Origin of the sequence: Aeromonas sp. s13 (assembly GCF_040907905.1) — a bacterium.
Classification (GTDB): domain Bacteria; phylum Pseudomonadota; class Gammaproteobacteria; order Enterobacterales; family Aeromonadaceae; genus Aeromonas; species Aeromonas veronii.
Genome location: NZ_JBFOCS010000067.1, coordinates 105078 through 131719, shown reverse-complemented (window position 1 = coordinate 131719; position 26642 = coordinate 105078). Strand labels below are relative to the sequence as shown.

The window sequence follows — 26642 nt, the reverse complement described above, 5'->3', positions numbered from 1 at the left end:
AGTAATCGCGCTGTGTCCGTTTCACACCTTGTCCCATCGGGTTCTCCATTTATTGGGGGGAAAGGTGTAAACCATATTCAGGACGGGACAACGCAATAAAAAAAGCCAGCCGAGTGTTCGGCTGGCTTTTTGCTATCAGCGGCAGGTAGGGGATTAACCGACCAGCTGATAGAGGATGGCGGAGATGGCGATCATGCCCATGGTTGCAACGAAGACGTTGCTGATATGGCCCTGATATTTCGCCATAGCCGGTACGCGCTTGATGGCGTACATCGGCATGATGAACAGGATGGTAGCGATGATCGGGCCGCCCAAGGATTCAATCATGCCCAGGATGGAAGGGTTGGCAATGGCAGTGCCCCACAGGGTCAGGATGAAGAAGGCGATAATGAACATCTCGACTTTCTTGGCGTTCGGCTCTTTGCCGGACTTGCGCATGTTCTGCACGATCATCCCTTTCAGACCTTCACGGGCACCCAGATAGTGGCCGAAGAAGGAGGATACGATGGCTACGAACGCAACCAACGGACCGAAGTAGGAGATGATGGGGCTGGCATGCTGGTTCGCCAGATAGGAGAGCACGGCGATGTTCTGGGCCTTGGCTTCTGCCAGCTGGGCCGGTGTCAGGCTCATGACGCAGGAGAAGACGAAGAACATCACGAAGCCCAGCAGCACCATGGCGGTACGCTTGAGGATGGCATCGGCTTTCTCGACAGCCTGATCGCCGTGGTCGCGGCGCTGGGCCAGGGAGAAGCTGGAGATGGCCGGGCTGTGGTTGAAGGAGAAAACCAGTACCGGGATGGTCAGCCACAGGGTAGTGGCGAAATCCTTGGCAGAGGGCACTTGCTCCAGCGCAGCACCGGTCCAGTCAGGGATCAGGTACAAAGAGATACCGGCCAGAATGGCGATCAACGGATAAACCAGCAGCTCGGTCACTTTCAGCATCAGCTTTTCACCGGCCAGCATTACCGACATCATGCCCATGATCAGCACAATGGAGAGGATCCAGCGCGGTGGGGCACTCATCTGCAGCTGATTGACCATAAAGCTTTCCACGGTGTTGGTGATACCCACGCCATAGATCAGCACGATGGGGTAGATGGCGAAGAAGTAGAGCAGGGTGATTAATTTACCGGCACCCACGCCAAAGTGCTCTTCCACCACTTCGGTGATGTCTGCATTTGGCTTTTTGGAGGAGAGCACGAAGCGGGCCAGACCACGGTGTGCCAGATAGGTCATGGGACCTACCAGCAGCGCCATGACGACCAGCGGCCAGAAACCGCCCATACCCGCGTTGATCGGCAGGAACAGGATCCCCGCGCCAACTGCGGTCCCGAACAGACTGATGACCCAGGTAGAGTCGCGTTTTTCCCAACGAGTGGTTTGAGTAGAGCGGATCCCTTGCTCTGTTGACGCCGCAACTCCCTGCGTGCCAGTGACTGTGTTTGACATCTATCTCACCCCGAATGTGTGGTTCTTATTAAGTCGGCGCAAGGATACGGTTTTTCTAATCAAAAATGTTGATCAAATTCATCTTTACGGCACGAAAAACCGCACTTTCTTATGGAAATGTGATCAAAACAAGAAAAATTCAATTATTGTTTATCAATTGGCACGTTATTTTAGTGTTAATGATTAAATCTCGCCCAGACAAATGTAGATAAATTGTTATTTTGCGAGATGCTGGGCTAGCTGGTTAATCATGCTGGCGGTGGCCCCCCAGATAAAGTGCTGTTGCCAGGGGATCCAGTAGATGGTGTGTGCTTTCCCCCCTCTGGAAAGGGTCAGGGGGATGTGGTTGCGCCGATCCAGCAGATGGGTCAGCGGCACTTCGAAGGCGTGATCCACCTCATCCGGACTCAGGATGAGGGGATAGTTACCATCGAGCAGCCCCAGCACCGGCAGTATCTCGAATCGTGACACCGTATTGAGCGGGTTGAGGGTGCCGATCACTTCAATCAGCCGTGCCGGAATGCCGAGCTCCTCTTCGGTCTCTCGCAGCGCCGTGGCAATCAGGTTTTCGTCGCCGGGATCTTGTCGCCCGCCGGGGAAGCTGATCTGCCCCCCATGATGACGCAGCCGTGGGCTGCGCCGGGTCAGTAACACGCTGAGCCCCTCATTGCGCATCACCACCGGGATCAATACCGCAGCCGGACTGAGCCCGCCAATGGCGAGGCGATGGGCCGGGGCGGGTCGCTGCAACTGGAAGCGGGTCAGCAGTTCGTGGCGATCCATGGCGGGGAGCTCTCCTGTGTGTTGCCTGGATGGTGGGGAGGGTTACAGCGCCGAGAGGGGCGGAAGGATGCGGGCGACTTTGTCATAAGTCTCCTGATATTCGCTGTCGGCGTCGGAGTCGGCGATGATGCCGCCACCGGCCCAGCAGTGCAGGTGACCCGCTTCGGCGATCAAAGTGCGAATGCAGATGCTGGTATCCATCCGACCATGCTGGCTGAGATAGCCGATGCTGCCGCAATAGGCGTTGCGGCGCTGGGGCTCCAGCTCTTCGATGATCTCCATGGCGCGGATCTTGGGGGCGCCGGTGATGGAGCCACCCGGGAAACAGGCGCGCAGCAGATCGACTCCTTGCCAGCGTGCATCCAGCTCACCGTGGATGGTGGAGACCAGATGATGTACCGCCGGAAACGACTCCACCGCAAAGAGATGAGGCACGCAGACCGAGCCAGGCCGGCTGACCCGACCTATATCGTTGCGCAGCAGATCAACGATCATCAGATTCTCAGATCTGTCCTTGTCCGCCTGCGCCAGCTCCAGCGCGACTTGCCGATCGATGGTCGGATCAGGGTGGCGCGGACGAGTGCCCTTGATGGGTTTGGTTTCGATATGACGGCCATCAAGCAGCAGGAACCGCTCGGGAGAGAGGCTCAGCAGCGCGCTCTCCGGCAGGCGGATAAAGGCTGAGAAGGGGGCCTTGTTGGCGGTTGCCAGCAGGCAATAGGCCTGCCACTCATCCCCCTGATAGGGGGCGCTGAAACGCTGGGTCAGGTTGATCTGGTAGCAATCCCCCGCGGCGAGATATTCCTGAATGCGGGCAAACTTCTCGCCATACTCGGCGCGGCTCATATTGCTCTGCCACGCCCCCAACAAGGCAAAAGCGGGGGCCGGTTTGGCCTGCTGCTGTTCAAGCCAGGCCAGCCGGTTGGCAAGGCCCGCTTTATCCCCCCAGTGCACCAGCTGCCAGTCGCCGGTCGCCACATTGCGCAGCAGCGCCCAGTCGTAGATGCCCACCGCCATGTCCGGCACCGCGATATCGGCGGCGGCCTGCACTGGCAGTCGCTCGAAGCGACGGCCCAGATCATAGCCAAACAGGCCGAGGGCGCCGCCAATAAAGGGCAGGTGAGTGGCGCACAGATCCAGCTCCCCCAGCAGCTGTTGCTGGGTATGGGCCAGCAGGGCGAGGGGATCTTCGCTGTGTTCGCTGATATCCGCCCCGACACGCAGAGTGGTCACCTCGCCGCGGGTTTCGAGGGTCGCCAGCGGATCGGCAGTGATGATATCAAAGCCGTTATCGGCGCCGACTGGTCCCGCCGATTCCAGCAACATGGCCCACGGCTGATGTTGCAGGCGGGCAAAAAGCTGATGGAGTTCAGCACTATGGTCTAGATGATGGATATGAAGTGTTGGCGTCATTTTATGTTACACAGGCAACAGTTTGGTTCCCGAACCCTAGTCGGTGCTGGTGGGCAAGCGTATCATAGGTGTCGGTGACTTAAGAAAAAACTGCCGTGTCGTTCGCTTTTTGCTGGTTGATAGTTTTTAGCCAGCACGTCAGCACGGCCCATCATATGGAAGCCCTTGCCCTGCTCCGTGGCAGAGACAAGGACCAGTGAGGATGATATGAGCATTATAAAAAAACAGGATTTCATCGATTCTATCGCAGATGCCCTCCAGTACATCTCCTATTACCACCCGTTGGATTTTGTTCAGGCTGCCAAAGCGGCGTATGACCGTGAGGCCAACCCGGCCGCCAAAGATGCGCTGGCCCAGATCCTGATCAACTCCCGCATGTCCGCCGAAGGTCATCGCCCGCTCTGCCAGGACACCGGCATCGTGACCTGTTTCGTCAAAATTGGCATGCAAGTCCAGTGGGACAGCGACATGACAGTGCAGGAGATGGTGGACGAAGGGACCCGTCGTGCCTACACCAATCCTGATAACCCGCTGCGCGCCTCCGTGCTGGCCGATCCGGCCGGCAGTCGCAAAAACACCAAAGACAACGCCCCTGCCGTGGTGCATATCGACATGATCCCCGGCAACAAGGTGGAAGTGAGCATCGCGGCCAAAGGCGGTGGCTCCGAGAACAAATCCAAGATGGTGATGCTCAACCCCTCTGACGATATCGTCGAGTGGGTGCTGAAAACCGTGCCGACCATGGGCGCAGGCTGGTGCCCGCCCGGCATGCTGGGCATCGGCATCGGCGGTACCGCCGAGAAAGCGGCGGTACTGGCCAAAGAGGCCCTGATGGAGCACATCGACATTCAGGAGCTGATCGCCCGTGGCCCGCAAACCACTGAAGAGAAGCTGCGGGTCGAGCTCTACGACAAGGTCAACAAGCTGGGGATCGGTGCCCAGGGTCTGGGTGGTCTCACTACTGTGCTGGATGTGAAGGTGAAATCTGCGCCGACTCACGCCGCCTCCAAGCCGGTGGTGATGATCCCCAACTGCGCCGCGACCCGTCACGTTCACTTCGAGCTGGATGGTTCAGGCCCCGCCGAACTGACACCGCCGAAACTGAGCGACTGGCCGGAGATCACCCGTGAAGCGGGTGGCAACGTGCGCCGCGTCAACGTCGATGGCATCACCAAGGCCGAGCTGGCCAGCTGGAAGAGCGGTGATACCGTACTGCTCTCCGGTAAGATCCTTACCGGCCGCGATGCTGCCCACAAGCGTATCGCCGACATGCTGGCCCGTGGCGAAGGGCTGCCGGAAGGGGTCGATTTCACCAACCGCTTTATCTATTACGTTGGCCCGGTCGATGCGGTGCGCGACGAAGTGGTCGGCCCAGCTGGCCCCACCACCTCCACCCGGATGGACAAGTTCACCGATATGATGCTGGGTGAAACTGGCCTTATCGGCATGATCGGCAAATCCGAGCGCGGCCCGAAAACCGTCGAGAGCATCAAGCAGCACAAGGCCGTCTATCTGATGGCGGTGGGCGGCGCCGCCTATCTGGTTGCCAAGGCGATCAAGAAGGCGCGCGTGGTAGCCTTTGCCGATCTCGGCATGGAAGCGATCTACGAGTTTGAAGTGGAAGATATGCCGGTGACCGTAGCGGTCGATTCCGAAGGCAACAATATCCACGAAACCGGCCCGGCCTACTGGTCTGCCAAGATTGCCGAGCTGGACGGCAAACTCTCCTCCTGAGTGACCGTTTCCGCTGCCGGTTAACGGCATCGGCCATGTAAACAAGGCGCGTCCATCCGGATGCGCCTTGTTGCTTTTGCTGGCCTGTTATGGGCTCAGGTTGGCCGCTTGCGGCAAGCGGATATAAAAAAGGATGGCGTCACGCCATCCTTTTTCGTTGTGCTTGTGCTCTGTCAGCAGCGCAATTGCACCTGGCTTAGGCCTTTTTCAGGTAGGCGGCCACCAGTACGATCTGCACGCCGTTGACCTTGCCTTCGATATGGAGCGGGTTGTTGGTCAGACGGATGCCCTTGACCAGGGTGCCGCGCTTGGCGGTGAAACCGGCGCCTTTCACGTCCAGATCCTTGATCAGGGTAACGGAGTCGCCCTCTTGCAGCACGGCGCCGTTGGAGTCAACGGTCGGTACGCTGTCATCATCTTCGTCAGCAATACCAGCTTCAGCCCAGGCCTTGGCTTCGTCTTCCATGTACATCATGTCCAGCAGATCCTGAGCCCACACTTCACCCTTACCGGAGAGTGTTTTCAGCTGGCGCCATGCCATCACCTGCACCGCAGGCACCTGGCTCCACATGCTGTCGCTCAGGCAACGCCAGTGGTTGACCACCAGGGTATCCGGTTGTTCCAGCTGACCACGGCAGGTGTCACAGATAGCAACGCTGTGATCATCGTCGCTGGCGGGGGAGTGAGGCACCACGAAGGCGGTCAGCGCCTGCTCGGCGCTGCACAGTTCACACTTGGCGCCCGCGCGCGCTTGCAGAATGGCGTTGATGGTCATGTTGTTGGTCCCATAGCTAGTGGTAAAGCGACCCGCGTTGGGCGGGGCGCGTGAAAGAGGGGGCGGAATATAGCATAAAACCCCGCACTTTGTCAGGTCTGCCCTGGCTCACAAGGTTGGCTGTGCTGTTGCGCGGCGCTGATCGTTTGGTATTGAGAGTGCAATTTGAAGCGGGATCGCTAGAATGAGCCTCCTTTTTGACTGCAAGGCAGGGGCATTCGTGCTGGCTCAACGTTTTCAACACCTGGATCGACTGCTCACCCGCTACCGACGCTGGTGGCAGTATCAGCCATATCATCATCTGACCATGGCCTTTGCCGATGAGGCGCCCGAACTGGCGGCGTTGCTCAATGGGTTGACGCAGACCCAGTTGGCAGAGCTCGATGCAGATATGGGCGCCCTCAGCAGTCTGCTTGCCCCCTGGATTGCCGAGGGAGCCGAGCTGCAGCAACTCAGCCAGCTTGTCCCGTTTACCCCGGATCCCATCACCTGCAGCAAGGAGATGGCGCTGCATATGCCGGGGCGCAAGAAGGCCCAGATCGAGTCGTTTACCGCCTGTTTGCCGGCCCATCAGGGCCCCTATCTGGAGTGGTGTGCCGGCAAAGGGCATCTTGGGCGGCTGGTGTCACTTCATCGACAGGCTCCTATCCTCAGTCTGGAGTTGCAAGGGCAGCTTTGTAACGAAGGTCGGCTGCTGGCCGAGCGGGATGGCGCCAATATGACCTTTACCTGCGCCGATGCCTTTGCCCCCAAGTCGGCGGCGCTGATTGCCCCCGAACATCACGCTATGGCACTCCATGCCTGCGGCGAGCTGCACACCCATCTGCTGGAGCGGGTGGCCGAGCGCAGTGCCAGCGGCGTGACCATCTCTCCCTGTTGTTACCACCTGATCCGTACCAGCCACTATCGCCCGCTGTCAGCCGCGGCCAGCGCCAGCGAGCTGGTGTTGAGCAAGGCGGATCTCAAGTTGCCGCTACAGGAGACGGTGACTGGCGGTGCGCGGATCGCCCGCCTGCGCGAGCAGGAAGTGGTGTGGCGGCTCGGGTTTGACTGCCTGCAGCGTCAGGTGCGCGGGGTGGATGAGTATCTGCCGGTGCCCAATATGCAAAAGAGCCTGCTGACCGGCACCTTCGAGGCATTCTGCGTTTGGGCTGCAGAGCGCAAAGGGATTGTGCTGCCCGCCGGGCTGGACTACCCCGCCTGGTTGGAACACGGGGAGCGCCGCTTTGGTGATGTCGCCCGCATGGAGCTGGTGCGCCACCTGTTTCGCCGTCCCCTCGAGATCTGGCTGGCGCTGGATCGCGCGCTCTTTTTACAAGAGCAGGGCTATCGGGTCGAAGTGGGGGAGTTTTGTGCCAAACCCATGACCCCGCGCAATATCCTGATCCGTGCCGTGCGTGCCTGACATCCGGCTATTTTGAGCATTTCTCTTGAACATTGATGATGGCTGACAGCTTGAGCCTGTCAGCCATTTTTTTCATCACGAACAATGACCGTATGCAGGTCATCTGGCCGTCTCAACTGTTCTAAAAATGGGCGACAGATCACGCTATGTAGTTTTCGTTTGGGTTCTTTTTCTTTGTTTCAGCTGTACTGAATATCACAAGGTGAAATGGCTCACAAATTCTGCCTATTTCTTAATTCTCATCGTGAATTTAGTTGTTGAAACACCTACTCTTGGAACGCATTAATTCAAACAAGGACGATAAACATGTTCAAATCCAAGCGTTGTGCCTGGCTGATCGCTGCCGCCTGCGCATTGCCAAGCTATGCCGCAATGAGTGCAGCCATGAATATTCAACCCGATCCGCAAAATGCGGGAGGATATGTGATTGCGGCCCCAGATCTGGCTGCCATGGAAAAAGCCAAGACGGCCAATCCCATGTATGCAATATGGGCCAAGGCATTGGCCACCCGGTCCAATAAAATTGTTGATGCCATTGAACCGGGTCTGGCAAGCAATCCTGACAACGTAAAACGGGTTGAACGGGTATTTCCCCAATCTGAATGGGAATATTTAACCCAGATGGCAGCGCCGGAATATACTTATGTCCGCTTCTTGCGAGCCATCGGTAAATTCCCGGCCTTCTGTGGCGAATATACTGACGGGCGTGATTCTGATGCGATCTGTAAAAAATCCATCGTGACCGCCTTTGCCCACTTCTCTCAGGAGACCGGTGGCCATATTGCCAAGGAGAACGTCTCCGATAACCCGCTGGGGTTGGAGGAGTGGCAGCAGGCGCTGGTGCATGTGCGGGAGATGGGCTGGTCAGAGGGACAGACCGGCTATACCACAGGCTGCGGCCAGAACGACTGGCAGAACAAGAAGTGGCCCTGCAGCACGGGTCAGGGGTATTTCGGCCGCGGCGCCAAGCAGCTTTCTTACCACTTCAACTACGGTGCCTTCTCCGAGGCGATGTTTGATGGCGATGCCTCCGTGCTGCTCAACAACCCGGGTCTGGTGGCTGACTCCTGGCTCAACCTCGCTTCTGCCATCTGGTTTTTCCTCACCCCGCAGGCCCCAAAACCGGCCATGCTGCACGTGATTGATCGCACCTGGGTACCTTCCAAACGGGAAGTAGATGCCGGTATCGGCTACGGCTTTGGTACCACCATCAACGTCATCAACGGCGGTATCGAGTGCGGCGAGCAGAACAAGGAAAAGGGGCAGCCTGTCAATCGCATCCGCTACTGGGAAGGGCTGGCCAACCACTACCAGATCCCGCTCAAGGCGGATGAGAAGAACACCTGCTGGCAGCAGACTCCCTATGGCAGCCTTAATCTCAACGGTGCTACCGACGTGCTCTACACCAACTGGGATGGCAACTGGAAATACTATCCGGATCGCCCGGGTGGTTACTCCTTCGAGTGCGAGCTGGTGGGCTTTCAGACCGCTTATTCTGCGCTGGTGCCGGGTGATTACGAGAAGTGCGTGACCAACTTCTACGGCTCCCACGCCAACTGGCCGAAAGTGCGGATCGTCGCCAAGCTCGATCCCGCCCCAGTCGATCCGGTTGATCCGCCTGTTGATGGTCAGCCTGCCTGGGATGCCAGCAAGGTCTATACCGCTGGCAGCAAGGTGAGCTACAAGGGCGCCGTCTATCAGGCCAAATGGTGGACCCAAGGGGATGATCCCGCCAAAGGTGGCCCCTGGGCGTTGGTGACAACCCAATTAAAGAGATAGTCCATCCATTGATAAGGAGAGGGGGGCTTAGCCCCCTTTTTATATATTTTTATGGTATGGATAATATGTGGTAGTGATTAAAAAGAGAACCATCAATCTGGAGGGGGAGCTGTATTTTTCGGCCAACTTTGATTTCCCGCTAAAAGTGACGTAAACGGTCCATATCAAAATTTATTGATGGCCGGGTTTAATGTTTGAACCTTGCGGCTTAGTAATATCAAGAAACGTTTTGTGATGTTTTGCTAAACGATGGGTTCGCAGAGCACACCCATGACGCTATCCTTCTCGTATTTATGATGAGGGTGTTTATTCTTCCCATCTATCAACTCATGGTATCACCCAGCTCGCTATTTATTTCACGGAGTGAGAAATGAACATGTTGGATGTAAAAGTCATATGTATCTATTTGTTTACGGATGAGTGTGCGTAGTTCAGCAGATTATTTTCACTGGGAGCGAGGTAATCTTGTTCGATTTTAAAGAATCGTTAAGGTGCGCAGATGAATGGGGATTGTCGTCTCGTTATCTGAATGGGAAGTCGTATGTGGTTTAATCACTAAGCAGATAGTAGGAAAGAGGAGTGCACCATGGAACTGGTGGTGATCCGCCATGCAGAGACGCAGGCCAATGCGGAAGGGCGTTATCAGGGCGCGCTGGATATCGGGCTCAATGACGATGGCGTGCGCCAGATCTCTTGTCTGGCTGAGAAGGTAGCTGTGACAGAGCAGCCGTTCGATCGGTTGCTGGCATCCCCTCTGCTTCGAACAAGGGAGAGTGCTACCATCTTGTCTCGTCAGTTGGGATTGCCTGTGGAACTTGTGCCGGCCTTTCGTGAACGGGATGTCGGCCTGTTTGAAGGGCTGACGCAGGCAGAAGCGAGGGATCGCTATCCCGAACTGTGGGCGCGCAATATCACCCGGCGCTGGGCTGAAGCTCCTCCCGGTGGTGAAACCATTGATGAGGTGATTGCCCAGGTCTCGCAGGGACTCACGGAACTTGCTTCGACCATGCAAGGGGAGCGGATACTGCTGGTGGCGCACGGTGTGGTCGCCAAGGTGATCCGCGCCGTAACGATGGCCGGTTTTGATGACTTCTTTGAGTGGCAATTGCCCAACGGCGGCATGCTGTCGGTGAGGCTCTCTCTGGCTGATGGTGACCCACTGCGCTTTAGCCGTCCCCTTGATGGTTGAGTCCACCAAAAGCAGGACGAAAAAAAGCGCTACCGAAGAGAGTAGCGCTGCTTTTTGTGTACGTTGCGGTTGGTTATCTCTGCAGGCAAAGGTTAGCAGTGTCACCAGAGGGCAGGGGCGTGCGCCATCAGGTCGGCTCCGGTTCCTCTTTGCGGCAGCAGTTGCGCCCCTGTTTCTTGGCCAAATAGAGGGCGGTGTCGGCTCGTCTAACCATCTTCTCTACAGTGTCATGGCTGCCCTTGCTGGCGCTGATCCCGATACTGATGGTGAGGGAGATCTCAAGAGCCCCGTCCAGTGCATGGTGCTGGGATTCGATGGCTAGCCTGATCCGCTCGGCGCTGGCCCAGGCGAGCTCGAGGGAGGTTTCCGGTAGCAGTACGATAAACTCCTCGCCACCCCAGCGACCCAGCATGTCCACCTCCCGCAGCTGTTTGCTGATCCGTTTCACCAGACTCAGGATCGCCAGATCTCCCTGCTGATGGCCAAAGGTGTCGTTGACTTCCTTGAAGTGGTCGATATCGATCAGCAGCAGGCTCATGGTATGGCCGAAACGCTGGCAGCGCTGCATCTCGGCGTTGACCAGCTCGTTGAAGCGGCGCCGATTGGCAATGCCGGTCAGGGGATCCGTGGTGGCGGCGACCTTCAACTCCTCCACCAGTCGGGCTCGCTCCGAGATATCCCGCAAGATGGCGGTCATCTCGGTGGTCGGGCCCAGATTGATCTTGGCGATGGTCACCTCCAGCGGAAATTCGCTGCCGTAGCGGCGCAGACCCATCACCGAGGCGCGGGCATGCATCGGGCGCGAATTGATGGGGGAGCTGCTGAAGGCTTTGAAATAGGTTTCGTGATTGGCGCGAAAACGCTGTGGCAGCAGGGTTTCCAGTCGCTTGCCGAGATAGCTTTCGTCGATGCCGAACATCTCGCAGGCGGCGGTGTTGATAAGCTCGATGCGTGACTCGCTGCTGACACTGATGATGCCGTCATAGGCGGAGTTGACCACTGCCTCGAAGCGACGGCGACTGGTGGTGAGCGCCTCTTCCAGCTGCATCCTGGCGGTGATGTCGATGGCGGTCACGATGATCCGGTTGATCCGTGCCTGCTCGGGGATGATGGGGGAGAGAATAAAGCGCCACCAACTGGTACGCGAGAGGCTGTCGATGGGCAGCTCGCTCTCGAGCCCGGTCTGCATGCGCACACAATCGTGCATTGGCGGCTCGATGGTATTGGTGATGTAGCGGGGAAACATCTCGCTCAGCTGTTTGCCAATGCTGCCAAGGACATCCAGCTCGAACGCCTTGGCAAAGGTATCGTTGGCAGAGACCAGCACAAAGTGATCATCTTTGTCGAGGCTGAACACCGCTACGGCAGCGCCGATGGCGTCGAGAGATGACTTTATGTCGGCATGGGAACCCTGTGTAAACATGCGACCTCCACGGCGAATAACATATTGATATTCAGTATAGTGTGGTCGTTTGGCTAACTACTCTTCGATATCCAGCAACACCAGAATGGCGCTGTCGCCGCCCCATTCGCGGGGAGCCTGATGGAAGGCGCGCACATTGGGGTGCTGGGCCAGCCAGCTGGGAATGCGCTGCTTGAGAATATGTTTGCCGATGCCGTGCATCACCGAGGCGACGTGAATGTTCTCTTTCTGGCAGAGGGTGAGCAGGGCGGCCAGCTCTTGTTTTGCCTGCTGCTGATTCATGCCGTGCAGATCGAGATAGATCTCCGGCGGATAAATGCCCCGCTTGAGCTTTTTCAGCTCAAATTTTGACACATCTTCCCGCACGTAACGGGTCGGCCCATCGTCGTCGAGATGGGGCTGATACTCATCGCTGAAATAGTGGTCAACCCCAAGCTTTTCGCGGGTTTCGCGCAATTCGCGTTTCTGCTTGACCGGGCGTAACTCGGCCCTTATGGTATCTTGCTTGATTTTCCGGGTACCTTTTATCGCATCGCGGAACAGCAGGGTTTCCTCGTCTGTCGGTGAGGGCGTTTTTTTCATCAGATGCTCATGTATTAGGTATGCGTCTTGCCCGTCAGGTAAACGGGGCTCGGGCCGGATATTACTCGACTTGGAGGTGGATTTGGACAAGATATTTATCGATGAGGTGGTTGCCGAGATGCACACCATCCAGGACATGTTGCGTTGGGCCATGAGTCGTTTCAACGACGCCGGGATTTTTTACGGTCATGGAACCGACAACGCCTGGGATGAAGCTGTGCAGCTGGTACTGCCCGCGTTACATCTGCCACCGGATGTAGACCCGGCCATGCGCCACTCCCGTCTCACCAGCAGCGAGCGTCACCGCATCGCCGAGCTGATTATCCGCCGTGTACAGGAGCGGGTACCGGCCGCCTATCTGACCAACAAGGCCTGGTATGCCGGTTGGGAGTTCTACGTGGACGAGCGGGTGCTCATTCCCCGTTCTCCCATCGCCGAGATGGTTGCCAACCGTTTCGCGCCCTTCCTCAAACATGAACCGACCCGGATCATGGACCTGTGCACCGGCTCCGGCTGTATCGCCATCATCATGGCCCACGAGTTCCCAGAAGCGGAAGTGGATGCCATCGACATCAGCATCGATGCGCTGAACGTGGCCGAGCGCAATATCAACGATCACGGGCTGGAGCAGCAGGTCATTCCGATCCGCTCCGATCTGTTCCGCGATCTGCCGGCGGGCGACAAGTACGATCTCATCGTCTCCAATCCGCCCTATGTGGACTCCGAAGATATGTCGGATCTGCCGGACGAGTTCCGTCACGAGCCCGAGCTGGCGCTGGCGTCCGGCTCCGATGGTCTCAAGCTGACCAAGCGTCTGCTGGCCCATGCGGCAGATTTCCTCAAGGATAACGGCGTGCTGGTGGTCGAAGTGGGCAACAGCATGATCCATCTGGAAGCCCAGTTCCCCGAGATCCCCTTTACCTGGGTTGAATTCGAAAACGGCGGTCACGGCGTCTTTGTGATGACCCGTGACGAGCTGGTGCAGTATCAGGATCATTTCGCCATCTACAAGAACTAAGCAGGAGCGCGCATGGCAGGGAACAGTTTTGGTCAACTCTTTCGGGTCACCACCTTTGGCGAGAGCCACGGCCTGGCGCTGGGCGCCGTGGTTGATGGCTGCCCGCCTGGGCTGGAGATCAGCGAGGCGGATCTGCAGGGGGATCTGGATCGGCGCAAGCCGGGCACTTCCCGCTACACCACGCCGCGCCGCGAGCCGGACGAGGTGAAGATCCTCTCCGGGGTGTTCGAGGGCAAGACCACCGGCACCTCCATCGGGCTGCTCATCGAGAATACCGATCAGCGCTCCAAGGATTACTCCGACATCAAGGATCTGTTCCGGCCGGGTCACGCTGACTACACCTACCACCAGAAGTATGGTCAGCGGGACTATCGCGGCGGTGGTCGCTCCTCCGCCCGCGAAACCGCGATGCGGGTAGCAGCGGGGGCCATTGCCAAGAAGTACCTCAAACAGGTGCATGGCATCGAGATCACCGGTTTTCTCTCCCAGCTCGGCCCCATCAAGGCCGAGGCGTTTGACGCGGCGCAGATCGAGCAGAATCCCTTCTTCTTCCCCGATGCGGGCAAGCTGGAAGAACTGGATCAATACATGCGCGACCTGAAAAAAGAGGGCAACAGTATCGGTGCCAAGGTGCAGGTCATTGCTAGTAATGTGCCGGTGGGCCTTGGTGAGCCGGTGTTTGATCGTCTCGACGCCGACATTGCCCATGCCATGATGGGCATCAATGCGGTGAAAGGGGTGGAGATCGGTGACGGCTTTGCGGTAGTGGAGCAAAAAGGCTCCGAGCATCGCGACGAGATGACCCCGGCGGGCTTTGCCAGCAACCATGCGGGCGGCATTCTGGGCGGTATTTCGTCAGGTCAGGATATCGTGGTGAGCATGGCGCTCAAACCGACTTCCAGCATCACTGTGCCGGGCAAGACCATCAATACCGAAGGTGAGGCTATCGAGATGATCACCAAGGGTCGTCACGACCCTTGCGTCGGCATCCGCGCCGTGCCCATCGCCGAAGCCATGCTGGCACTGGTATTGATGGATCACCTGCTGCGCCATCGCGCCCAGAATCAGGGGGTGTTGACCCATACCCCGCAGCTGCGCTGATCCCTGTTGCTGCTTATCGACTGAGCGTTCCCTGTTCGGGGAACAAGTTCGACAATACCAAAAAGGCGACCTTCGGGTCGCCTTTGCTATTTCAGGTGGCGGCTTATCCCGTCAATGCTTGCGGAGGGTGCGGGTCAGCAGATCTGCGGCGCCCGGATCGGCATTGAGGCGACACTTGGGGGGCGAGAACTTGTTGTGGGATTTGGGCAAGGCATGAATGGCCTCGTTGACTTTGAGGATCTGTTCTTCGCTCACGCTGTTTTTGGCAAACATCAGACTGACCGGCTGGTGGTGTAGCAACAGTTGGCAGCTGATAAACTCTTCGGCCCCCAGCTGGGCCAGCCGGTAGCGGGCATATTGCCACTCCATGATGATGCCATCGAGGCGGCGGGCCAGCAGCAGATCGAGCATCCGCTCATCGGCGTTGTATTCGGTCGCCATTTTAAGCGCCGGGCAGCTATCCATCTGATGCATGGGGCGGGTGCCGCGCAACTTGCCTATCTTGAGTCCTTTCTCGTTGCACAGCGCGGGCAGATTATCGAGCTGCGCCCAGCGATCCTGATGGCCGGGAATCGGGTCATTGCTCAGCAGCACATAGGCACTCTGGCGGTAGGGGGTCGAGAAGCGGGCATAGCTCTGGCGCTCCGGCAGGGGGAGGGCGGCCATCGCCACATCCAGCTGGTCATGCTCTACCAGATGCAGTGCCCGCGCCCAGGGAAGTTCGCGAAACTTGGGGGCAAAGCCCGCCTGGGTGAGGATCTGGCGGGTCAGACTGACATCCAGCCCATCCAGCTCACCCCGGTTGTTGATTTGGCTGAAGGGGGGCCAGTGACTCCAGGCCACGGTCAGAGTCTGACTGGCCTGCAGCGCAGGGCTTAGCAGCAGAAGCAGCAGGCCAATCCTTGCCTGCCAACTGCCGCGGGGACGATATGGCGTGGTCATAGCTAAACCTCGTTATTGTGTTCTTCTATCCCGTGCTTTTGCCCCGCGAGTCATGCCTGCGAGGGTAGATATTGTGTTGCCAGTTAATAGTGTGGTGCGTGCTACATCAATCAACGGGATTATTCGGGGGGCAGGAGGGGGATTTTCTGTTCGTGCTGGGAGGAGCATCACATTTTTCTCGTTTATCCCGGGCAACTCCGTTAGACTGCGCCTCTATTCTTTCCCCTTTGCTCTGCTCCCCGGGGAAATCGTTGTTTTCTCAATAGGCCCAGATCTTGTGAGATGGCATCGGCTCAGCAGAGGAGCCCCACCACAAATCCCCGGCGCCCCTATCTCTAGCAGGTAATTATGAGTTTTACTTCCCTCGGTCTGGCCGAACCCTTGTTGCGTGCCGTTGCCGAACAAGGCTACGACACCCCGTCTCCCATTCAGCAGCAAGCGATCCCCGCCGTTCTGGCTGGCCGCGATCTGATGGCGGCGGCCCAAACAGGGACCGGCAAGACCGCAGGCTTTACCCTGCCGATGCTGCAACGTCTGATGGAGAGCAAGCGCAAGGTGTCTCCGAACCGCATTCGTGCGCTGGTGCTGACCCCGACTCGCGAGCTGGCCGCCCAGGTGGGCGAGAGTGTACGTAACTACGGCAAACACCTGCCGATGCGCAGCCATGTTGTCTTCGGCGGCGTCAGCATCAATCCGCAGATGATGGCTACTCGCCGTGGTCTGGACGTGCTGGTGGCCTGTCCTGGCCGCCTGATGGATCTCTACAACCAGAACGCCGTCAAGTTCGACGAAGTGGAGATCCTGGTACTGGACGAAGCGGACCGCATGCTCGACATGGGCTTTATCCGCGACATCCGCCGCATCCTGGCCCTGATGCCGAAGAAGCGCCAGAACCTGCTGTTCTCCGCCACTTTCGCCGACGAGATCCGCGAACTGGCCACTGGTCTGCTGGATAACCCGGCTGTCATTGAAGTCGCCCCGCGCAACAGCACTGCCGAGCGTATCGAGCAGCTGGTGCACCCGTGCGACAAGGCCAACAAGATTGCCCTGCTGAGTCATCTGGTCACCAGCAACAACTGGCAGCAGGTACTGGTGTTCACCCGTACCAAGCACATGGCCAACCGTGTTGCCGAGACCCTCGACAAGAACGGCGTCAGCGCCGCCGCCATCCACGGTAACAAGAGCCAGGGTGCCCGTACTCGCGCGCTGGCCGGTTTCAAGGATGGTAGCGTCAAGGTGCTGGTGGCGACCGACATCGCCGCCCGTGGTCTGGACATCGACAAGTTGCCGCAAGTGGTCAACTTCGAGTTGCCGAACGTGGCGGAAGATTACGTGCACCGCATCGGTCGTACCGGCCGTGCCGGTGCTGCCGGTCACGCCATCTCGCTGGTGGCTGCAGATGAAGGCAAGCTTATCAAGGCCATCGAGCGTCTGACCAAGCAGAACATTCCGTGCGAGCAGGTGGCCGGTTTCGAAGCCTCCCGCGAGACCCTGGACAATATCGCCCGTGGTATCGGCGCGCCGCTGCGCAAAGAGCCCCGCGATCCGAGCGAGCAGCGCCGTACGCCGCGTCCGCAAGGTCAAGGCCAGCGTCAGGGGGCCGGTCGTTCCGCCTCCAATGGCAATGCGGGTGGTGCGCGTACCGGTAACGGTGGCAAGCCCAAGCCGCAAGGTGGTCAGCGTCCGGCTGATGGTGCAGGCAAACCGGCTCAGGCCCGTCGTCCACGTCGCTCTACCCACAACCAGTAAGCGGCTCGGGAGCTTGACTCCCCAGCTATGCGGTTGACTGAAAAGCCCTGCCAATCTGGCAGGGCTTTTTGTTTTTTCGGCCATGCAATCGGCACTGTGTGGTGCTGCGAGAGCAGTGCTAGATGGCGGAGAGGTACTGCTTTTGCATCGCCAGCCAGCGGCCGTTATTGATAAACGCCAGCTGTACCTTGAGCAGGGCTGCAATTTCCGCGCGGTGCTTTTTATCGAGATAGAGAAAGACCTGCTCTTTGGTGATCTTCTGCCAGGGGGACGCCAGTGAAGGTTGAGAGGCGGGGCGCATCTTGATGAGCCAGTCCACTTTGCCTCGATGCAGTTGGGCAAGCCCCTGCTTCTCATCGTTCAACCAGATGACCTGATAGTTGCCGAGGAAGCGCTCGCACCACTGGATGCCACGCAGGCAGCCAATCACGGTACCCTCGGCAGGGGGCCAGCTCGGGTTATCCCGTGCCTGACCATAAATCGCCGCCTCCGAGATGGGGGCACCGATCTGCAGCAAGTGGGGATAGGTCTGATCAAAGCCCTTGATCCGGGCCATATCGCCATCGACGGCATGGTCTGCCTCAATCAACTTTTCGCAGCGGGCATAGGTGCAGGGGATCAACTGAAAGTCGATGCCGGCCCGGCCAAACCAGTCATGAATAAAAGGGCGCAATATCGCAGTGTGTTCGACCGCTGCCGCCAGCTTTAGCGGGGTTGCGTGGGCAACGGGAGTCAGCCCGACAAGCAGTAACCAGCCAATCCACTTCATATCGCACTCCTGAATCGGGCTTGTTTAAGCAGAACTGTTGCGACTATCTGTGCAGTGAAGAATAGCCGATTGGGATGGCTGCCAGACCGCTTCGCCAGCTATTCGTGACGGCCGGGTCAGGGGGGCAGCGCCGTGATCAGGATATGGGCAGCGCTCACCAGGATCACTGTGAAGGTCAGCCCCATTCCCGCCACCCGATAACGGAAGTTCTCCGGCGTGCGGCTCATGCCAAAGGCGTGGCAGAGGCGACCAAGCAGCAAGGCACTCCCCAGCAAATGAACCAGCCAGGGGGCATGGCTGCCGGTTTCAACGAAATAGACCAGCAGCAGGGCGAGGGGGACATACTCGGCAAAGTTGGCGTGTACCCGCATGGCCCGCAGCATGGCGGGATCATCGCCATGGCCGAGTGCCACCTTGCGGCTATGGCGGGTGCGAATGGTACGAATGCTCAGCAACACAAAAAGCAGCGCAAGCAGGGCCGCGTAAACAGGCAGTATGGTCATGGTATCTGGCTCCTTGTGTGATGATATCGAGTGGCTGGTGTTGAGAGACGCGATATTCTCGGCATCTCAATGGCTTGCCTTGAGGGTAGCAGCAAACTGCCTTAGCACGACCGTCATCCACTCACTCGCCATCTGCCAAGCGCAGGCGCAAAAAAACAGCCCTGCCGAGGTGGCAGGGCTGTTTTTTGATCATATTGATGGTGGGCAGAGCAGGGCCCCGTCATTACCCCTCATAAGGGAGGGAGGAGTGGTGCAGCACGATGCGCACCTTGCCATCATCCCCCTTCTTGAAACCCCAGGTCTTGTCGACCGTGGTCTCCTTGTTATCGCGATCCACCAGATGAACCTTGCCCATGGTCAGCGCCATGTCGCCGTTGATATAGACGGCGGCGTTGTCATAGCGATAGCTCTGCCAGTTTTTCAGGGCGAACCCTTTGTCGGTGGGGTAGGCGCTGTTGTTGCCGACAAAGTAGGCCAGCGCCCCCTCGCGGTTGGTGCGAAAGGTCTGCTCGCCACCGGCAAGGGTCGGCTTGAACAGCACCGGCCCCTGCTGGTAGCCATAAGCGCTGTCGAGCACCGACTCGGCAGTCGCCTTGGCGCGCTCAATCCCACCGACGCGATAGTCATCGCTGATCTTGATGAGCGCCGCGCCCCAACCATCCTGCGCGGCCTTGATCTCCGCCTCGGTAATATTGTTGTTGGCGATTTCGGCGGCGCTAAGTGCGCCGCTGGCGGCAAGCAGGACGAGGGCAAGGGTGCTCTTCTTGAGGTGCAACATCATTGTTTTCAAACTCCTGATAGCGATAAACGAGCAGGCAGTGTAGCGAAGGGGCATGAACGGTTTTTGAACTGATTATTCAGGGTTGGGTAGTAAAAAGGTCGGTATATAGCCGAAGGTTTGGGTGTTTGTTTGGTAAGGGTCGCACTCTTAATTAATGGCGGATGCCTGTATCCAACTTGATTTCTTTTCCAACAAAAAGCCCCGTCAAGTTAATTGGCGGGGCTTGGCTATTGGGGCATTCAGTATCTGGATTACAGCGCAGGCAGCAGCCCCATACTGACGCTGATCTGTACGCCGACAATCAGTATGCCCATGGCGGCGGCCACTCCCAGCGCCACTACGCCACCCGGGGCGCGGTAGTGGTGGGCTGGCGCCTGTTTGCGGCTCTGCCATACCAGCGCCACCGGCAGCAGTACCGCGAGGATGGCCAGAGCAATGGCGGCGTAACCGAGCGCCATGATAAAGCCCTGCGGGAAGTAGAGGGCAAACAGCAATGGCGGCACGAAGGTGATGAGGCCAGTCTGAGTGCGGCCCTGCCAGTTGTCCTTGCGGCGGGTTGCCTTGGCCATAAAGTCGAACAGCCCCAGCGTTACCCCGAGGAAGGAGGTGGCGAGTGCCAGATCGGCAAACAGGTGCATCGCCTGATTAAACGCAGGCCAGCTCACCAGCTTGCCGACGTTGGCCAGCAGGCTGTCCAGCGCGCCGCCGGTTTGCAGCAGGGCTTGCTGGCCGAGCAGACCGAGGATCGCCACCTGCCACAGCACGTAGAGGATCAGCGGCAGGGCTGAGCCCCAGACAAAGACCCGACGCAACTGCTTGGGGCAGTCACCGAGGTAGAGCATCACGCTCGGAATGGAGCCGTGAAAGCCGAACGAGGTGAAGATGACCGGCAGGCCCGCCAGCAACAGGCCCTGACCCAGCGGCATCGAGAGCAGATGCTGCCCTTCGGTGCGTGGTAGCAGCAACGCCAGCACCACCACCATGATCACCAGTTTGACGGTGAACATCAGCCGGTTGAGGTAATCCACCGATCGGGTACCGACACAGACCATGCCGCCAAACAGCAGGGTAAAGGCCCAGGCGGCCTGCTCCTGGCTCAGAGTGATGCCGGCATCGGCCAGCGCCTGTGCCAGCAGGCTGCTGCCACCGCTGATGTAGGCGGAGGCGAGGGCGTAGAACAGCATCAGGATGCAGAAGGAGGCGATGCGCTTGCCCCAGGGGCCGAGCAGGTGATCCGCCAGCTGGTGCAGGTACCACTTGCCGGTATTGAGGCTGGCCTCCACCTGCAGCATGGCGGTAAAGGCCATCAGGGCCCACAGGCCAATCATCAGCAGCAGGGTGGCGGGGCCACCGAGGGACGAGGAAGCCAGCGGCAGGGCCAGCATACCGGCGCCTATGGTGGTGCCGGCAATCAACAGGGTACAACCCAGAGTCTTGGTGTTCATGTTATCCATCCGAAAGTGAGCGGAGATGTTGCAAACAAGAGAGAGCCAGTTGGCTGTGTCGGGAGGCGCCTCCGGGGGAAAAGCCGGAGGCTAGCAATATCGGCGTGGAAACATCTGTACCTGAAACCTGTCGGTTGTAAAAGATGGTTGCCACGTTAACGGATTGAAATAGCGGAGACAACCCCTAAAAAGCGGATCTTGTGCTGTTGAAGGCATTTAAGTGGAAATAAAAAATGACACTCAGCGCTATGCGCCGAAAAAATGTGCGCCTTGAGGGGGCGATGCCAATCCGCTTGAACCGGCCCTCGGGATCGGAGGGGGTTGCTACAGGCGTCTGGAAGGGGCGACAGAGGGCAAAAGGGGGCGCTAGCGGCCCGGATGGCTCGGCATAAGTAAAAATAGGGTCATATGGTCAAAAGCCATAAATTTAATTTATAGCGAGCCGATGGGCCGATAAACGGGCCCTGAGCTGGGATAGCAAGCCCTGTCGGCCGGTTGGCCGATCTTCCGCTGGCCAAACAGACGCGTGCAAAGGTGGGCGTTGAGAAAAGAAGCTGCACAGGCTGTCAGTTCTGGCTGCTCATGCAGGCAGTTTGTGCCGGCAGCCTGTGCGGTTGTGAGCGATTGCCGCAGGCGGCTTAGCGACGCCGCTTGAGGGTGCGGCTTACATAGTGCAGCCCGCTCTGGTAGTCGCCATTGACCGCCTTGAGTGCCAGCTCCAGCGCTTGGCTCGCCAGCGCGTCGTGCTGCTGGGGCAGGGAGTTGATGCCAAAGGGGAGGAAGTCGAGCAGCCGATCGTCGCCGAAGGTGGCCATGGCGAGCTGGCTCATATCGGTCTCTTGTTCCAGCAGGTAGTCCAGTACCCCCTCCATCAGGATGTAGGAGGTGGTGATCAGCGCCTCGGGCAACTGGCCCAGCTGCTGGTGCAGATGTTTGATCAGGCGATACCCCTCGGTGCGCGAGAAGTGGGCCCCTTCACAGAGGTGGCAGGTCGCACTGTGGCTGGCGATGGCCTGCTCGAAGCCCGCTTTTCGCTCCTGACTGATCGTGAGTGCAGGCAGTGCGGTGATCAAGGCGATATGGCGAATGGCCGGGGTGAGCAGGGAGGCGGTGAGGTCATGGCTCGCCTTCTCATTTTCACTGGCGACGGTGACGAAACGATCGGCCGCCATGCTCCGGTCGATAGCGAGGATCTGCACCCCTTGTGCTTGCTGGTTGCCATAGAAGGGATCATCCGGCGGCAGGCAGCTGGCCACCAGCAGGGCATCCACATGGCGGCTCACCAGCATCTGGGCCAGCTCTTTTTCGGTGGCAGGATCATCTTCCGAGCAGACGATGAGCAGCTGATAGCCCTGCGACCGCGCCCCCTGTTCCAGCCGTTTGGCCAGCTTGGCGTAACTGGCGTTCTCAAGGTCGGGCAGGATAAAGCCGAGGGTTTTGGTCTGGCCGCCGCGCAGGGAGGCGGCGCGGCTGTCCGGCTGGTAGTTGTGGGCGGTGACGACGGCCATCACCTTGTCGCGGGTGGCCTGACTGATGCGGTATTGGTCGGCCTTGCCGTTGATCACATAGCTGGCCGTGGTGCGCGAGACACCGGCGAGGGCGGCGATTTCATCCAGTTTCATCATATTGGCTCTGTTTGAGTTGCTAGGCCCACGGGCACTGCCTGGTAAGGGCACCGAAAAGTGTGCGCGGGATCATATCATTGAAAACCGCTCTTTGTGGGTACTTGATCAATTCGCTGAAACGATTCAGTCTGAGTGTAAGTGAAACGATTCAGCTTGTCAGCAGCACCGCTTCGCAGAGATGCAGAGCAGGATGGTAAAACCCGGTCAGGATCACATTTCGAGGTATCCCGACTATCGTCAGCTGGCAGGCAAACCGAATGTTCAATTGTGTTGACCCGGCGATGCCGGGATCTGATGGAGAGTGGCTATGTTGAAGTTGGTGCGAGAGCAGATCTTGCTGGGACAGTCGGTGGCGACCAAGGCCGAGGCGATTGCCCTGTTGGCAGGCAAACTGACCGAGGCCGGTCTGGTGGAGGCGGGCTATGTCGATGGCATGCTGGCCCGTGAAGCGCAGCATGCCACCTACCTTGGCAGCGGCATCGCCATTCCCCACGGCACCACTGACACCCGTCATCTGGTGAAGATCACCGGCGTCATGGTGGCCCAGTTCCCCAATGGCATCGAGTGGGACGAGGGGCAGATTGCCTATGTCGCCATCGGTATCGCCGCCAAGTCGGACGAGCATCTGGGCATCTTGCGCCAGCTCACCCATGTGCTGGGTGACGAGCAGGCGGCAGCCCAGCTTAAAGAGGCCACCGACGCCGACACCATCATCAATATCCTGACCGGCGCCACTGCCGCCAAAGAGGTGCAATACCTGACCCTGGCCGACTTCCCGGCCGATGATCGCGACCAGCTGCTGCTGGGCGCCGCTGCCCGCGCCAAATCCGCCGGTTGGGGCGATGCCGCCATGGTAAGCGCACTGCTGGCAAGCGACCCTGCCTATCTGGGCGAGGGCGTCTGGCTGGCCCGCGCCAATGTTCAGCAAACAGCATCGGCCCAGACTGGCTGGGTGCTGGCCACCCCGAGCAGCGAACTTCGCGCAGGGGAGCTGCCGGTCAACGCCATGCTGCTGCTGTGCGCCGCAGATAGCGGCCATCTGCCGCAACTGGAGAATCTGGCCAAACTGGCGGCCGCCGGTCAGCTGGCGACGCTGGCGGGCAGCGAGGGGCTGGCCATGTTGCAGGCGGGCCCCGCGAGCGGTCTTTCCGAAACCTTCACCATCATCAACCCCCACGGCCTGCATGCCCGTCCGGGCGCCATGCTGGTCAAGGTGGCCAAAGAGTTTGCATCCGACATCCGGGTTGCCAATCTGGATGGCAGCGGCGAGGCGGTCTCCGCCAAGAGCCTGATGAAGGTGATCGGCCTTGGCGTCAAGTGCGGTCACCGTCTGGCATTTCGCGCCGAAGGGGCAGATGCCGAAGCGGCTCTCAAGGGGATCGGTGAGGCGATCGCCGCTGGTCTGGGCGAGGGGGCGCATTGATGAAGATTTTCACCATTACCCTCAACCCCGCCCTTGATCTCACCACCCGTCTCGAGGCGATGAGCCTTGGCGAGGTCAATCTGGTGAGCGAGGCCAACCTGCGTGCGGCGGGCAAGGGGATCAACGTCGCCATGGTGCTCAAAGATTTGGGCCGCGAGGTAGGCGTCACCGGCTGGCTGGGCGCTGACAATGCGCAGAGCTTTGTCTCCCTGTTTGCAGAGCGGGCGCTGGATGATCACTTTGTCCGTGTCGCGGGCAGTACCCGCATCAACGTCAAGATCTCCGAGCAGTCCGGTCGGGTCACCGATCTCAACCTGCCGGGGCTCACCATCCAGCAAGGGGAGGTGAGCGCGCTGGAGCAGGCCATCGACCAATTGGCCCCTCACGCCGCCTGGTTTGTGCTGGCGGGCAGCTTGCCCAAAGGGGTAGCCCCCGATTACTGCGCCCATCTGATCCGCCTGCTCAAGGCCAAGGGCAAGCAGGTGATCTTCGATTGCAGCGGTGCGGCCTTAAGCGAAGGGATCAAGGCGGCGCCGACCCTGGTCAAACCCAATCTGGAGGAGCTCGGCCAGTGGGCGGGCCGCCCCATCAAGACGCTGAGCGAGCAGGCCGAGTGTGCCCGCGCGCTGCAGGCCAGCGGGATCCCCAACGTGGTGATCTCCAACGGCGCCGATGGCCTCATCTGGTTTGCCCCGGATGCCGTCTGGCAGGCGATTCCGCCGCGGATGCAGGTGGTCAGCACCGTGGGTGCCGGCGATTCGCTGGTCGCCGGTCTCGCCCATGGTCTGAGCCTTGGCTGGGCGCCGGAGCAGACCCTGCGGCTGGCCACCGCCGTCTCGGCCTTGGCGGTCAGTCAGGTGGCGGTCGGCTTTGACGATATCAATGTGCTCAACCCCTTACTTGAACAGGTGCGCGTAGAGCGTCTGGATGCGCTGGCACCGGTTCAGTGCAATACCCCCTCAATGGAAAACTCAGGAGATGCCCAATGAAAGCAATCTTGGTTACGGCTTGCCCGGCGGGCATTGCTACCAGCTTTCTCGCTGCAAAACGGATAGAACAGCAGGCCAAACAGGCTGGCTGGGAACTCACCCTCGACGTCGGCTCCAGTGTGCAACCGCGCCAGATCCCCTCAAAAGAGCAGATTGCCGCGGCCGAGCTGGTGCTGGTCGTCACCAGCGCTCCGGTGGATCTCGCCGCCTATGATGGCAAACGGGTCTATCAGGGCAGCATGGATCTCGCCCTGCAGGATCCGGCCGCCTTGCTGGAGGCAGCCAGCAGCGGCGCCAGTGTCTATCGTCATCAAGCCGCCTCCGCCGTTGCCAATGCTGCCGCCAAACCGGCCGCCGCTGGCAAGCGTATTGTGGCGGTGACCGCCTGTCCGACCGGTGTGGCCCACACCTTTATGTCGGCAGAAGCGCTGGAGACCATGGCCAAACAGCTGGGTTATCAGATCCGCGTTGAGACCCAAGGCTCGGTCGGTGCCCAGAATGCCCTGACCGTCGAGGAGATTGCCGCCGCCGATCTGGTGTTCCTCGCCACCGATATCGAGGTGGACATGGCCCGTTTCGACGGCAAGCCGGTCTACCGTACCAGTACCGGTGCGGCGCTAAAGAAAACCCGCGCCGAGCTGGACAAGGCGTGGACCGAGGCGAAAACCTATCGCCACAGCGGCGCCAGCCAGCCCAAGAAAGAGGAAAAAGCTGGCCCCTACAAGCACCTGCTGACCGGGGTCTCCTTTATGCTGCCGATGGTGGTGGCGGGCGGTCTTATCATCGCGCTCTCGTTCGTGTTCGGTATCGAAGCGTTCAAGGTGGAAGGCACTCTGGCCGCCGCCCTGATGAAGATCGGTGGTGGCTCCGCTTTCGCCCTGATGATCCCGGTGCTGGCCGGTTACATTGCCTACTCCATCGCTGACCGCCCGGGTCTCGCTCCCGGCATGATCGGCGGTATGCTGGCAAGCTCGCTGGGAGCCGGTTTCCTTGGCGGCATCGTGGCCGGTTTCCTGGCCGGTTACAGCGCCAAATACCTGAGTGACAAGGTGCGCCTGCCGACTACCCTGGAAGCGCTCAAGCCGATCCTGATCATTCCGCTGTTTGCCAGCCTCTTTACCGGCCTGGTGATGATCTACGTGGTGGGTGGCCCGGTGGCCGGCATCATGAATGCCATGACCGAGTTCCTCAACAACATGGGCTCTGCCAACGCCGTGCTGCTGGGTGTCATCATCGGTGCCATGATGTGCTTTGACATGGGCGGCCCGGTCAACAAGGCGGCTTACGCCTTCGGTGTCGGCCTGCTGGCCTCCAAAACCTACGCCCCGATGGCTGCCGTGATGGCCGCTGGTATGGTGCCGGCACTGGGGATGGGGATCGCGACCTTCTTGGCCCGCACCAAGTTCATCAAGGCGGAGCAGGAAGCGGGCAAAGCATCCTTCGTACTGGGTCTGTGCTTTATCTCCGAGGGGGCCATTCCGTTTGCCGCCAAGGATCCGATGCGCGTCATCCCGGCCTGTATGGTTGGTGGCGCCCTGACCGGTGCGCTCTCCATGCTGTTCGGCTGCGAGCTGATGGCACCCCACGGCGGTCTGTTCGTGCTCTTTATCCCGCATGCCATCAGCAACGTCATGATGTATATCGTGGCGATTGCGGCAGGCTCGCTGCTGACCGGTGTCTCCTACGCCATGCTCAAGCGCGGTGAAGAGCAGGCCAAATTGGCCACGGCATAAGCTTTGCCACCCGACAACACGTCATAACC

22 protein-coding genes are annotated in these 26642 nt (G+C 59.2%); 10 read left to right on the top strand and 12 right to left on the bottom strand.

The genetic code is table 11. The annotated features are described in order from the left end of the window. Positions 1-153 precede the first annotated feature (153 nt). From AB5Y82_RS13415 to pabB, 3 genes are all read right to left on the bottom strand, one after another. Entirely contained in the window at positions 154-1452 is a 1299-nt protein-coding gene (locus AB5Y82_RS13415) for a serine/threonine transporter (RefSeq protein ID WP_106843342.1), read from the bottom strand. A gap of 216 nt (positions 1453-1668) precedes the next feature. Then, complete coding sequence (locus AB5Y82_RS13410) at positions 1669-2235, bottom strand: CoA pyrophosphatase (RefSeq protein ID WP_368174083.1); 567 nt, start codon at positions 2233-2235, stop codon at positions 1669-1671. A gap of 42 nt (positions 2236-2277) precedes the next feature. Beyond that, positions 2278-3561, bottom strand: coding sequence for an aminodeoxychorismate synthase component I (gene pabB, locus AB5Y82_RS13405; RefSeq protein WP_368174086.1), 1284 nt, complete (start codon positions 3559-3561; stop codon positions 2278-2280). Between the two features lie 294 nt (positions 3562-3855). Between pabB and AB5Y82_RS13400 the strand changes: the two genes are divergently transcribed. Beyond that, the gene (locus tag AB5Y82_RS13400; RefSeq protein WP_005345328.1) at positions 3856-5382 is read left to right on the top strand and encodes a fumarate hydratase; all 1527 of its coding nucleotides are present in this window, start codon (positions 3856-3858) and stop codon (positions 5380-5382) included. A gap of 196 nt (positions 5383-5578) precedes the next feature. Here AB5Y82_RS13400 and AB5Y82_RS13395 read toward each other — a convergent pair whose 3' ends face one another. After that, positions 5579-6157, bottom strand: coding sequence for a PhnA domain-containing protein (locus tag AB5Y82_RS13395; protein WP_111900926.1), 579 nt, complete (start codon positions 6155-6157; stop codon positions 5579-5581). A gap of 184 nt (positions 6158-6341) precedes the next feature. On the opposite strand from AB5Y82_RS13395, the gene AB5Y82_RS13390 reads away from it, so the two are divergent. From AB5Y82_RS13390 to AB5Y82_RS13380, 3 genes are all read left to right on the top strand, one after another. Continuing rightward, a complete protein-coding gene (locus AB5Y82_RS13390; protein ID WP_368174082.1) occupies positions 6342-7562 on the top strand; it encodes a methyltransferase in 1221 nt (406 codons plus the stop codon). A 306-nt stretch (positions 7563-7868) separates the two neighbouring features. Next, positions 7869-9341: a chitinase gene (locus tag AB5Y82_RS13385; RefSeq protein ID WP_368174081.1), complete on the top strand. Its 1473-nt coding sequence runs from the start codon at positions 7869-7871 to the stop codon at positions 9339-9341. 586 nt (positions 9342-9927) lie between these two features. Beyond that, a complete protein-coding gene (locus AB5Y82_RS13380) occupies positions 9928-10530 on the top strand; it encodes a histidine phosphatase family protein (protein ID WP_368174080.1) in 603 nt (200 codons plus the stop codon). 127 nt (positions 10531-10657) lie between these two features. On the opposite strand, the gene AB5Y82_RS13375 is transcribed toward AB5Y82_RS13380, so the two are convergent. Together AB5Y82_RS13375 and smrB are read right to left on the bottom strand one after the other, a co-directional pair. Continuing rightward, positions 10658-11953, bottom strand: coding sequence for a diguanylate cyclase (locus tag AB5Y82_RS13375; RefSeq protein WP_368174079.1), 1296 nt, complete (start codon positions 11951-11953; stop codon positions 10658-10660). A gap of 57 nt (positions 11954-12010) precedes the next feature. Further along, complete coding sequence (gene smrB / locus AB5Y82_RS13370) at positions 12011-12535, bottom strand: endonuclease SmrB (RefSeq protein WP_005333198.1); 525 nt, start codon at positions 12533-12535, stop codon at positions 12011-12013. Positions 12536-12617: 82 nt separating this feature from the next. Between smrB and prmB the strand changes: the two genes are divergently transcribed. Beyond that, positions 12618-13553: a 50S ribosomal protein L3 N(5)-glutamine methyltransferase gene (prmB, locus tag AB5Y82_RS13365; RefSeq protein ID WP_005360393.1), complete on the top strand. Its 936-nt coding sequence runs from the start codon at positions 12618-12620 to the stop codon at positions 13551-13553. Positions 13554-13565: 12 nt separating this feature from the next. Then, positions 13566-14654, top strand: a complete 1089-nt coding sequence (gene aroC, locus AB5Y82_RS13360) for a chorismate synthase (RefSeq protein ID WP_005345334.1) — start codon at positions 13566-13568, stop codon at positions 14652-14654. Positions 14655-14765: 111 nt separating this feature from the next. On the opposite strand, the gene AB5Y82_RS13355 is transcribed toward aroC, so the two are convergent. After that, a complete protein-coding gene (locus AB5Y82_RS13355) occupies positions 14766-15596 on the bottom strand; it encodes an ABC transporter substrate-binding protein (protein ID WP_111900921.1) in 831 nt (276 codons plus the stop codon). 348 nt (positions 15597-15944) lie between these two features. On the opposite strand from AB5Y82_RS13355, the gene AB5Y82_RS13350 reads away from it, so the two are divergent. Next, positions 15945-17345, top strand: a complete 1401-nt coding sequence (locus AB5Y82_RS13350) for a DEAD/DEAH box helicase (RefSeq protein WP_111900920.1) — start codon at positions 15945-15947, stop codon at positions 17343-17345. Between the two features lie 118 nt (positions 17346-17463). Here the strand turns inward: AB5Y82_RS13350 and AB5Y82_RS13345 are convergent, their stop codons facing one another. From AB5Y82_RS13345 to cra, 5 genes are all read right to left on the bottom strand, one after another. Further along, on the bottom strand, positions 17464-18114 hold the full coding sequence (locus AB5Y82_RS13345) for a hypothetical protein (RefSeq protein WP_111900919.1): 651 nt from the start codon (positions 18112-18114) through the stop codon (positions 17464-17466). Between the two features lie 116 nt (positions 18115-18230). Further along, positions 18231-18617 (bottom strand): MAPEG family protein, encoded by a 387-nt coding sequence (locus AB5Y82_RS13340; protein ID WP_111900918.1) that lies wholly within the window; start codon positions 18615-18617, stop codon positions 18231-18233. A gap of 223 nt (positions 18618-18840) precedes the next feature. Continuing rightward, positions 18841-19398, bottom strand: coding sequence for a hypothetical protein (locus AB5Y82_RS13335; protein ID WP_111900917.1), 558 nt, complete (start codon positions 19396-19398; stop codon positions 18841-18843). 251 nt (positions 19399-19649) lie between these two features. Continuing rightward, complete coding sequence (locus AB5Y82_RS13330) at positions 19650-20843, bottom strand: aromatic amino acid transport family protein (protein ID WP_368174078.1); 1194 nt, start codon at positions 20841-20843, stop codon at positions 19650-19652. Between the two features lie 638 nt (positions 20844-21481). Continuing rightward, a complete protein-coding gene (gene cra / locus AB5Y82_RS13325; protein ID WP_162632583.1) occupies positions 21482-22468 on the bottom strand; it encodes a catabolite repressor/activator in 987 nt (328 codons plus the stop codon). A gap of 307 nt (positions 22469-22775) precedes the next feature. Here cra and fruB point away from each other — a divergent pair, with 307 nt between their 5' ends. From fruB to fruA, 3 genes are read left to right on the top strand one after another with little or no spacing between them, the layout of a single operon-like run. Beyond that, entirely contained in the window at positions 22776-23891 is a 1116-nt protein-coding gene (gene fruB, locus AB5Y82_RS13320) for a fused PTS fructose transporter subunit IIA/HPr protein (RefSeq protein WP_368174077.1), read from the top strand. Continuing rightward, entirely contained in the window at positions 23891-24880 is a 990-nt protein-coding gene (gene pfkB, locus AB5Y82_RS13315) for a 1-phosphofructokinase (RefSeq protein WP_111900914.1), read from the top strand. Before fruB ends, pfkB begins: the two co-directional genes overlap by 1 nt. Then, a complete protein-coding gene (fruA, locus tag AB5Y82_RS13310; RefSeq protein WP_368174076.1) occupies positions 24877-26613 on the top strand; it encodes a PTS fructose transporter subunit IIBC in 1737 nt (578 codons plus the stop codon). The genes pfkB and fruA overlap by 4 nt, the downstream gene beginning before the upstream one ends. The last annotated feature ends 29 nt before the right edge of the window (positions 26614-26642 follow it).

Bases quoted from the DNA above. Each gene is read 5' to 3' on its own strand.
- AB5Y82_RS13385 (WP_368174081.1), top strand. From the start codon at position 7,869: ATGTTCAAATCCAAGCGTTGTGCCTGGCTGATCGCTGCCGCCTGCGCA.
- AB5Y82_RS13355 (WP_111900921.1), bottom strand. From the start codon at position 15,596: ATGACCACGCCATATCGTCCCCGCGGCAGTTGGCAGGCAAGGATTGGC.
- AB5Y82_RS13380 (WP_368174080.1), top strand. From the start codon at position 9,928: ATGGAACTGGTGGTGATCCGCCATGCAGAGACGCAGGCCAATGCGGAA.
- AB5Y82_RS13390 (WP_368174082.1), top strand. From the start codon at position 6,342: ATGAGCCTCCTTTTTGACTGCAAGGCAGGGGCATTCGTGCTGGCTCAA.
- AB5Y82_RS13415 (WP_106843342.1), bottom strand. From the start codon at position 1,452: ATGTCAAACACAGTCACTGGCACGCAGGGAGTTGCGGCGTCAACAGAG.
- AB5Y82_RS13340 (WP_111900918.1), bottom strand. From the start codon at position 18,617: ATGACCATACTGCCTGTTTACGCGGCCCTGCTTGCGCTGCTTTTTGTG.
- pfkB (WP_111900914.1), top strand. From the start codon at position 23,891: ATGAAGATTTTCACCATTACCCTCAACCCCGCCCTTGATCTCACCACC.
- cra (WP_162632583.1), bottom strand. From the start codon at position 22,468: ATGATGAAACTGGATGAAATCGCCGCCCTCGCCGGTGTCTCGCGCACC.
- AB5Y82_RS13395 (WP_111900926.1), bottom strand. From the start codon at position 6,157: ATGACCATCAACGCCATTCTGCAAGCGCGCGCGGGCGCCAAGTGTGAA.
- AB5Y82_RS13345 (WP_111900919.1), bottom strand. From the start codon at position 18,114: ATGAAGTGGATTGGCTGGTTACTGCTTGTCGGGCTGACTCCCGTTGCC.
- AB5Y82_RS13330 (WP_368174078.1), bottom strand. From the start codon at position 20,843: ATGAACACCAAGACTCTGGGTTGTACCCTGTTGATTGCCGGCACCACC.
- fruB (WP_368174077.1), top strand. From the start codon at position 22,776: ATGTTGAAGTTGGTGCGAGAGCAGATCTTGCTGGGACAGTCGGTGGCG.
- pabB (WP_368174086.1), bottom strand. From the start codon at position 3,561: ATGTTGCTGGAATCGGCGGGACCAGTCGGCGCCGATAACGGCTTTGAT.
- AB5Y82_RS13375 (WP_368174079.1), bottom strand. From the start codon at position 11,953: ATGTTTACACAGGGTTCCCATGCCGACATAAAGTCATCTCTCGACGCC.
- smrB (WP_005333198.1), bottom strand. From the start codon at position 12,535: ATGAAAAAAACGCCCTCACCGACAGACGAGGAAACCCTGCTGTTCCGC.
- AB5Y82_RS13335 (WP_111900917.1), bottom strand. From the start codon at position 19,398: ATGATGTTGCACCTCAAGAAGAGCACCCTTGCCCTCGTCCTGCTTGCC.
- AB5Y82_RS13410 (WP_368174083.1), bottom strand. From the start codon at position 2,235: ATGGATCGCCACGAACTGCTGACCCGCTTCCAGTTGCAGCGACCCGCC.
- AB5Y82_RS13350 (WP_111900920.1), top strand. From the start codon at position 15,945: ATGAGTTTTACTTCCCTCGGTCTGGCCGAACCCTTGTTGCGTGCCGTT.
- fruA (WP_368174076.1), top strand. From the start codon at position 24,877: ATGAAAGCAATCTTGGTTACGGCTTGCCCGGCGGGCATTGCTACCAGC.
- aroC (WP_005345334.1), top strand. From the start codon at position 13,566: ATGGCAGGGAACAGTTTTGGTCAACTCTTTCGGGTCACCACCTTTGGC.
- AB5Y82_RS13400 (WP_005345328.1), top strand. From the start codon at position 3,856: ATGAGCATTATAAAAAAACAGGATTTCATCGATTCTATCGCAGATGCC.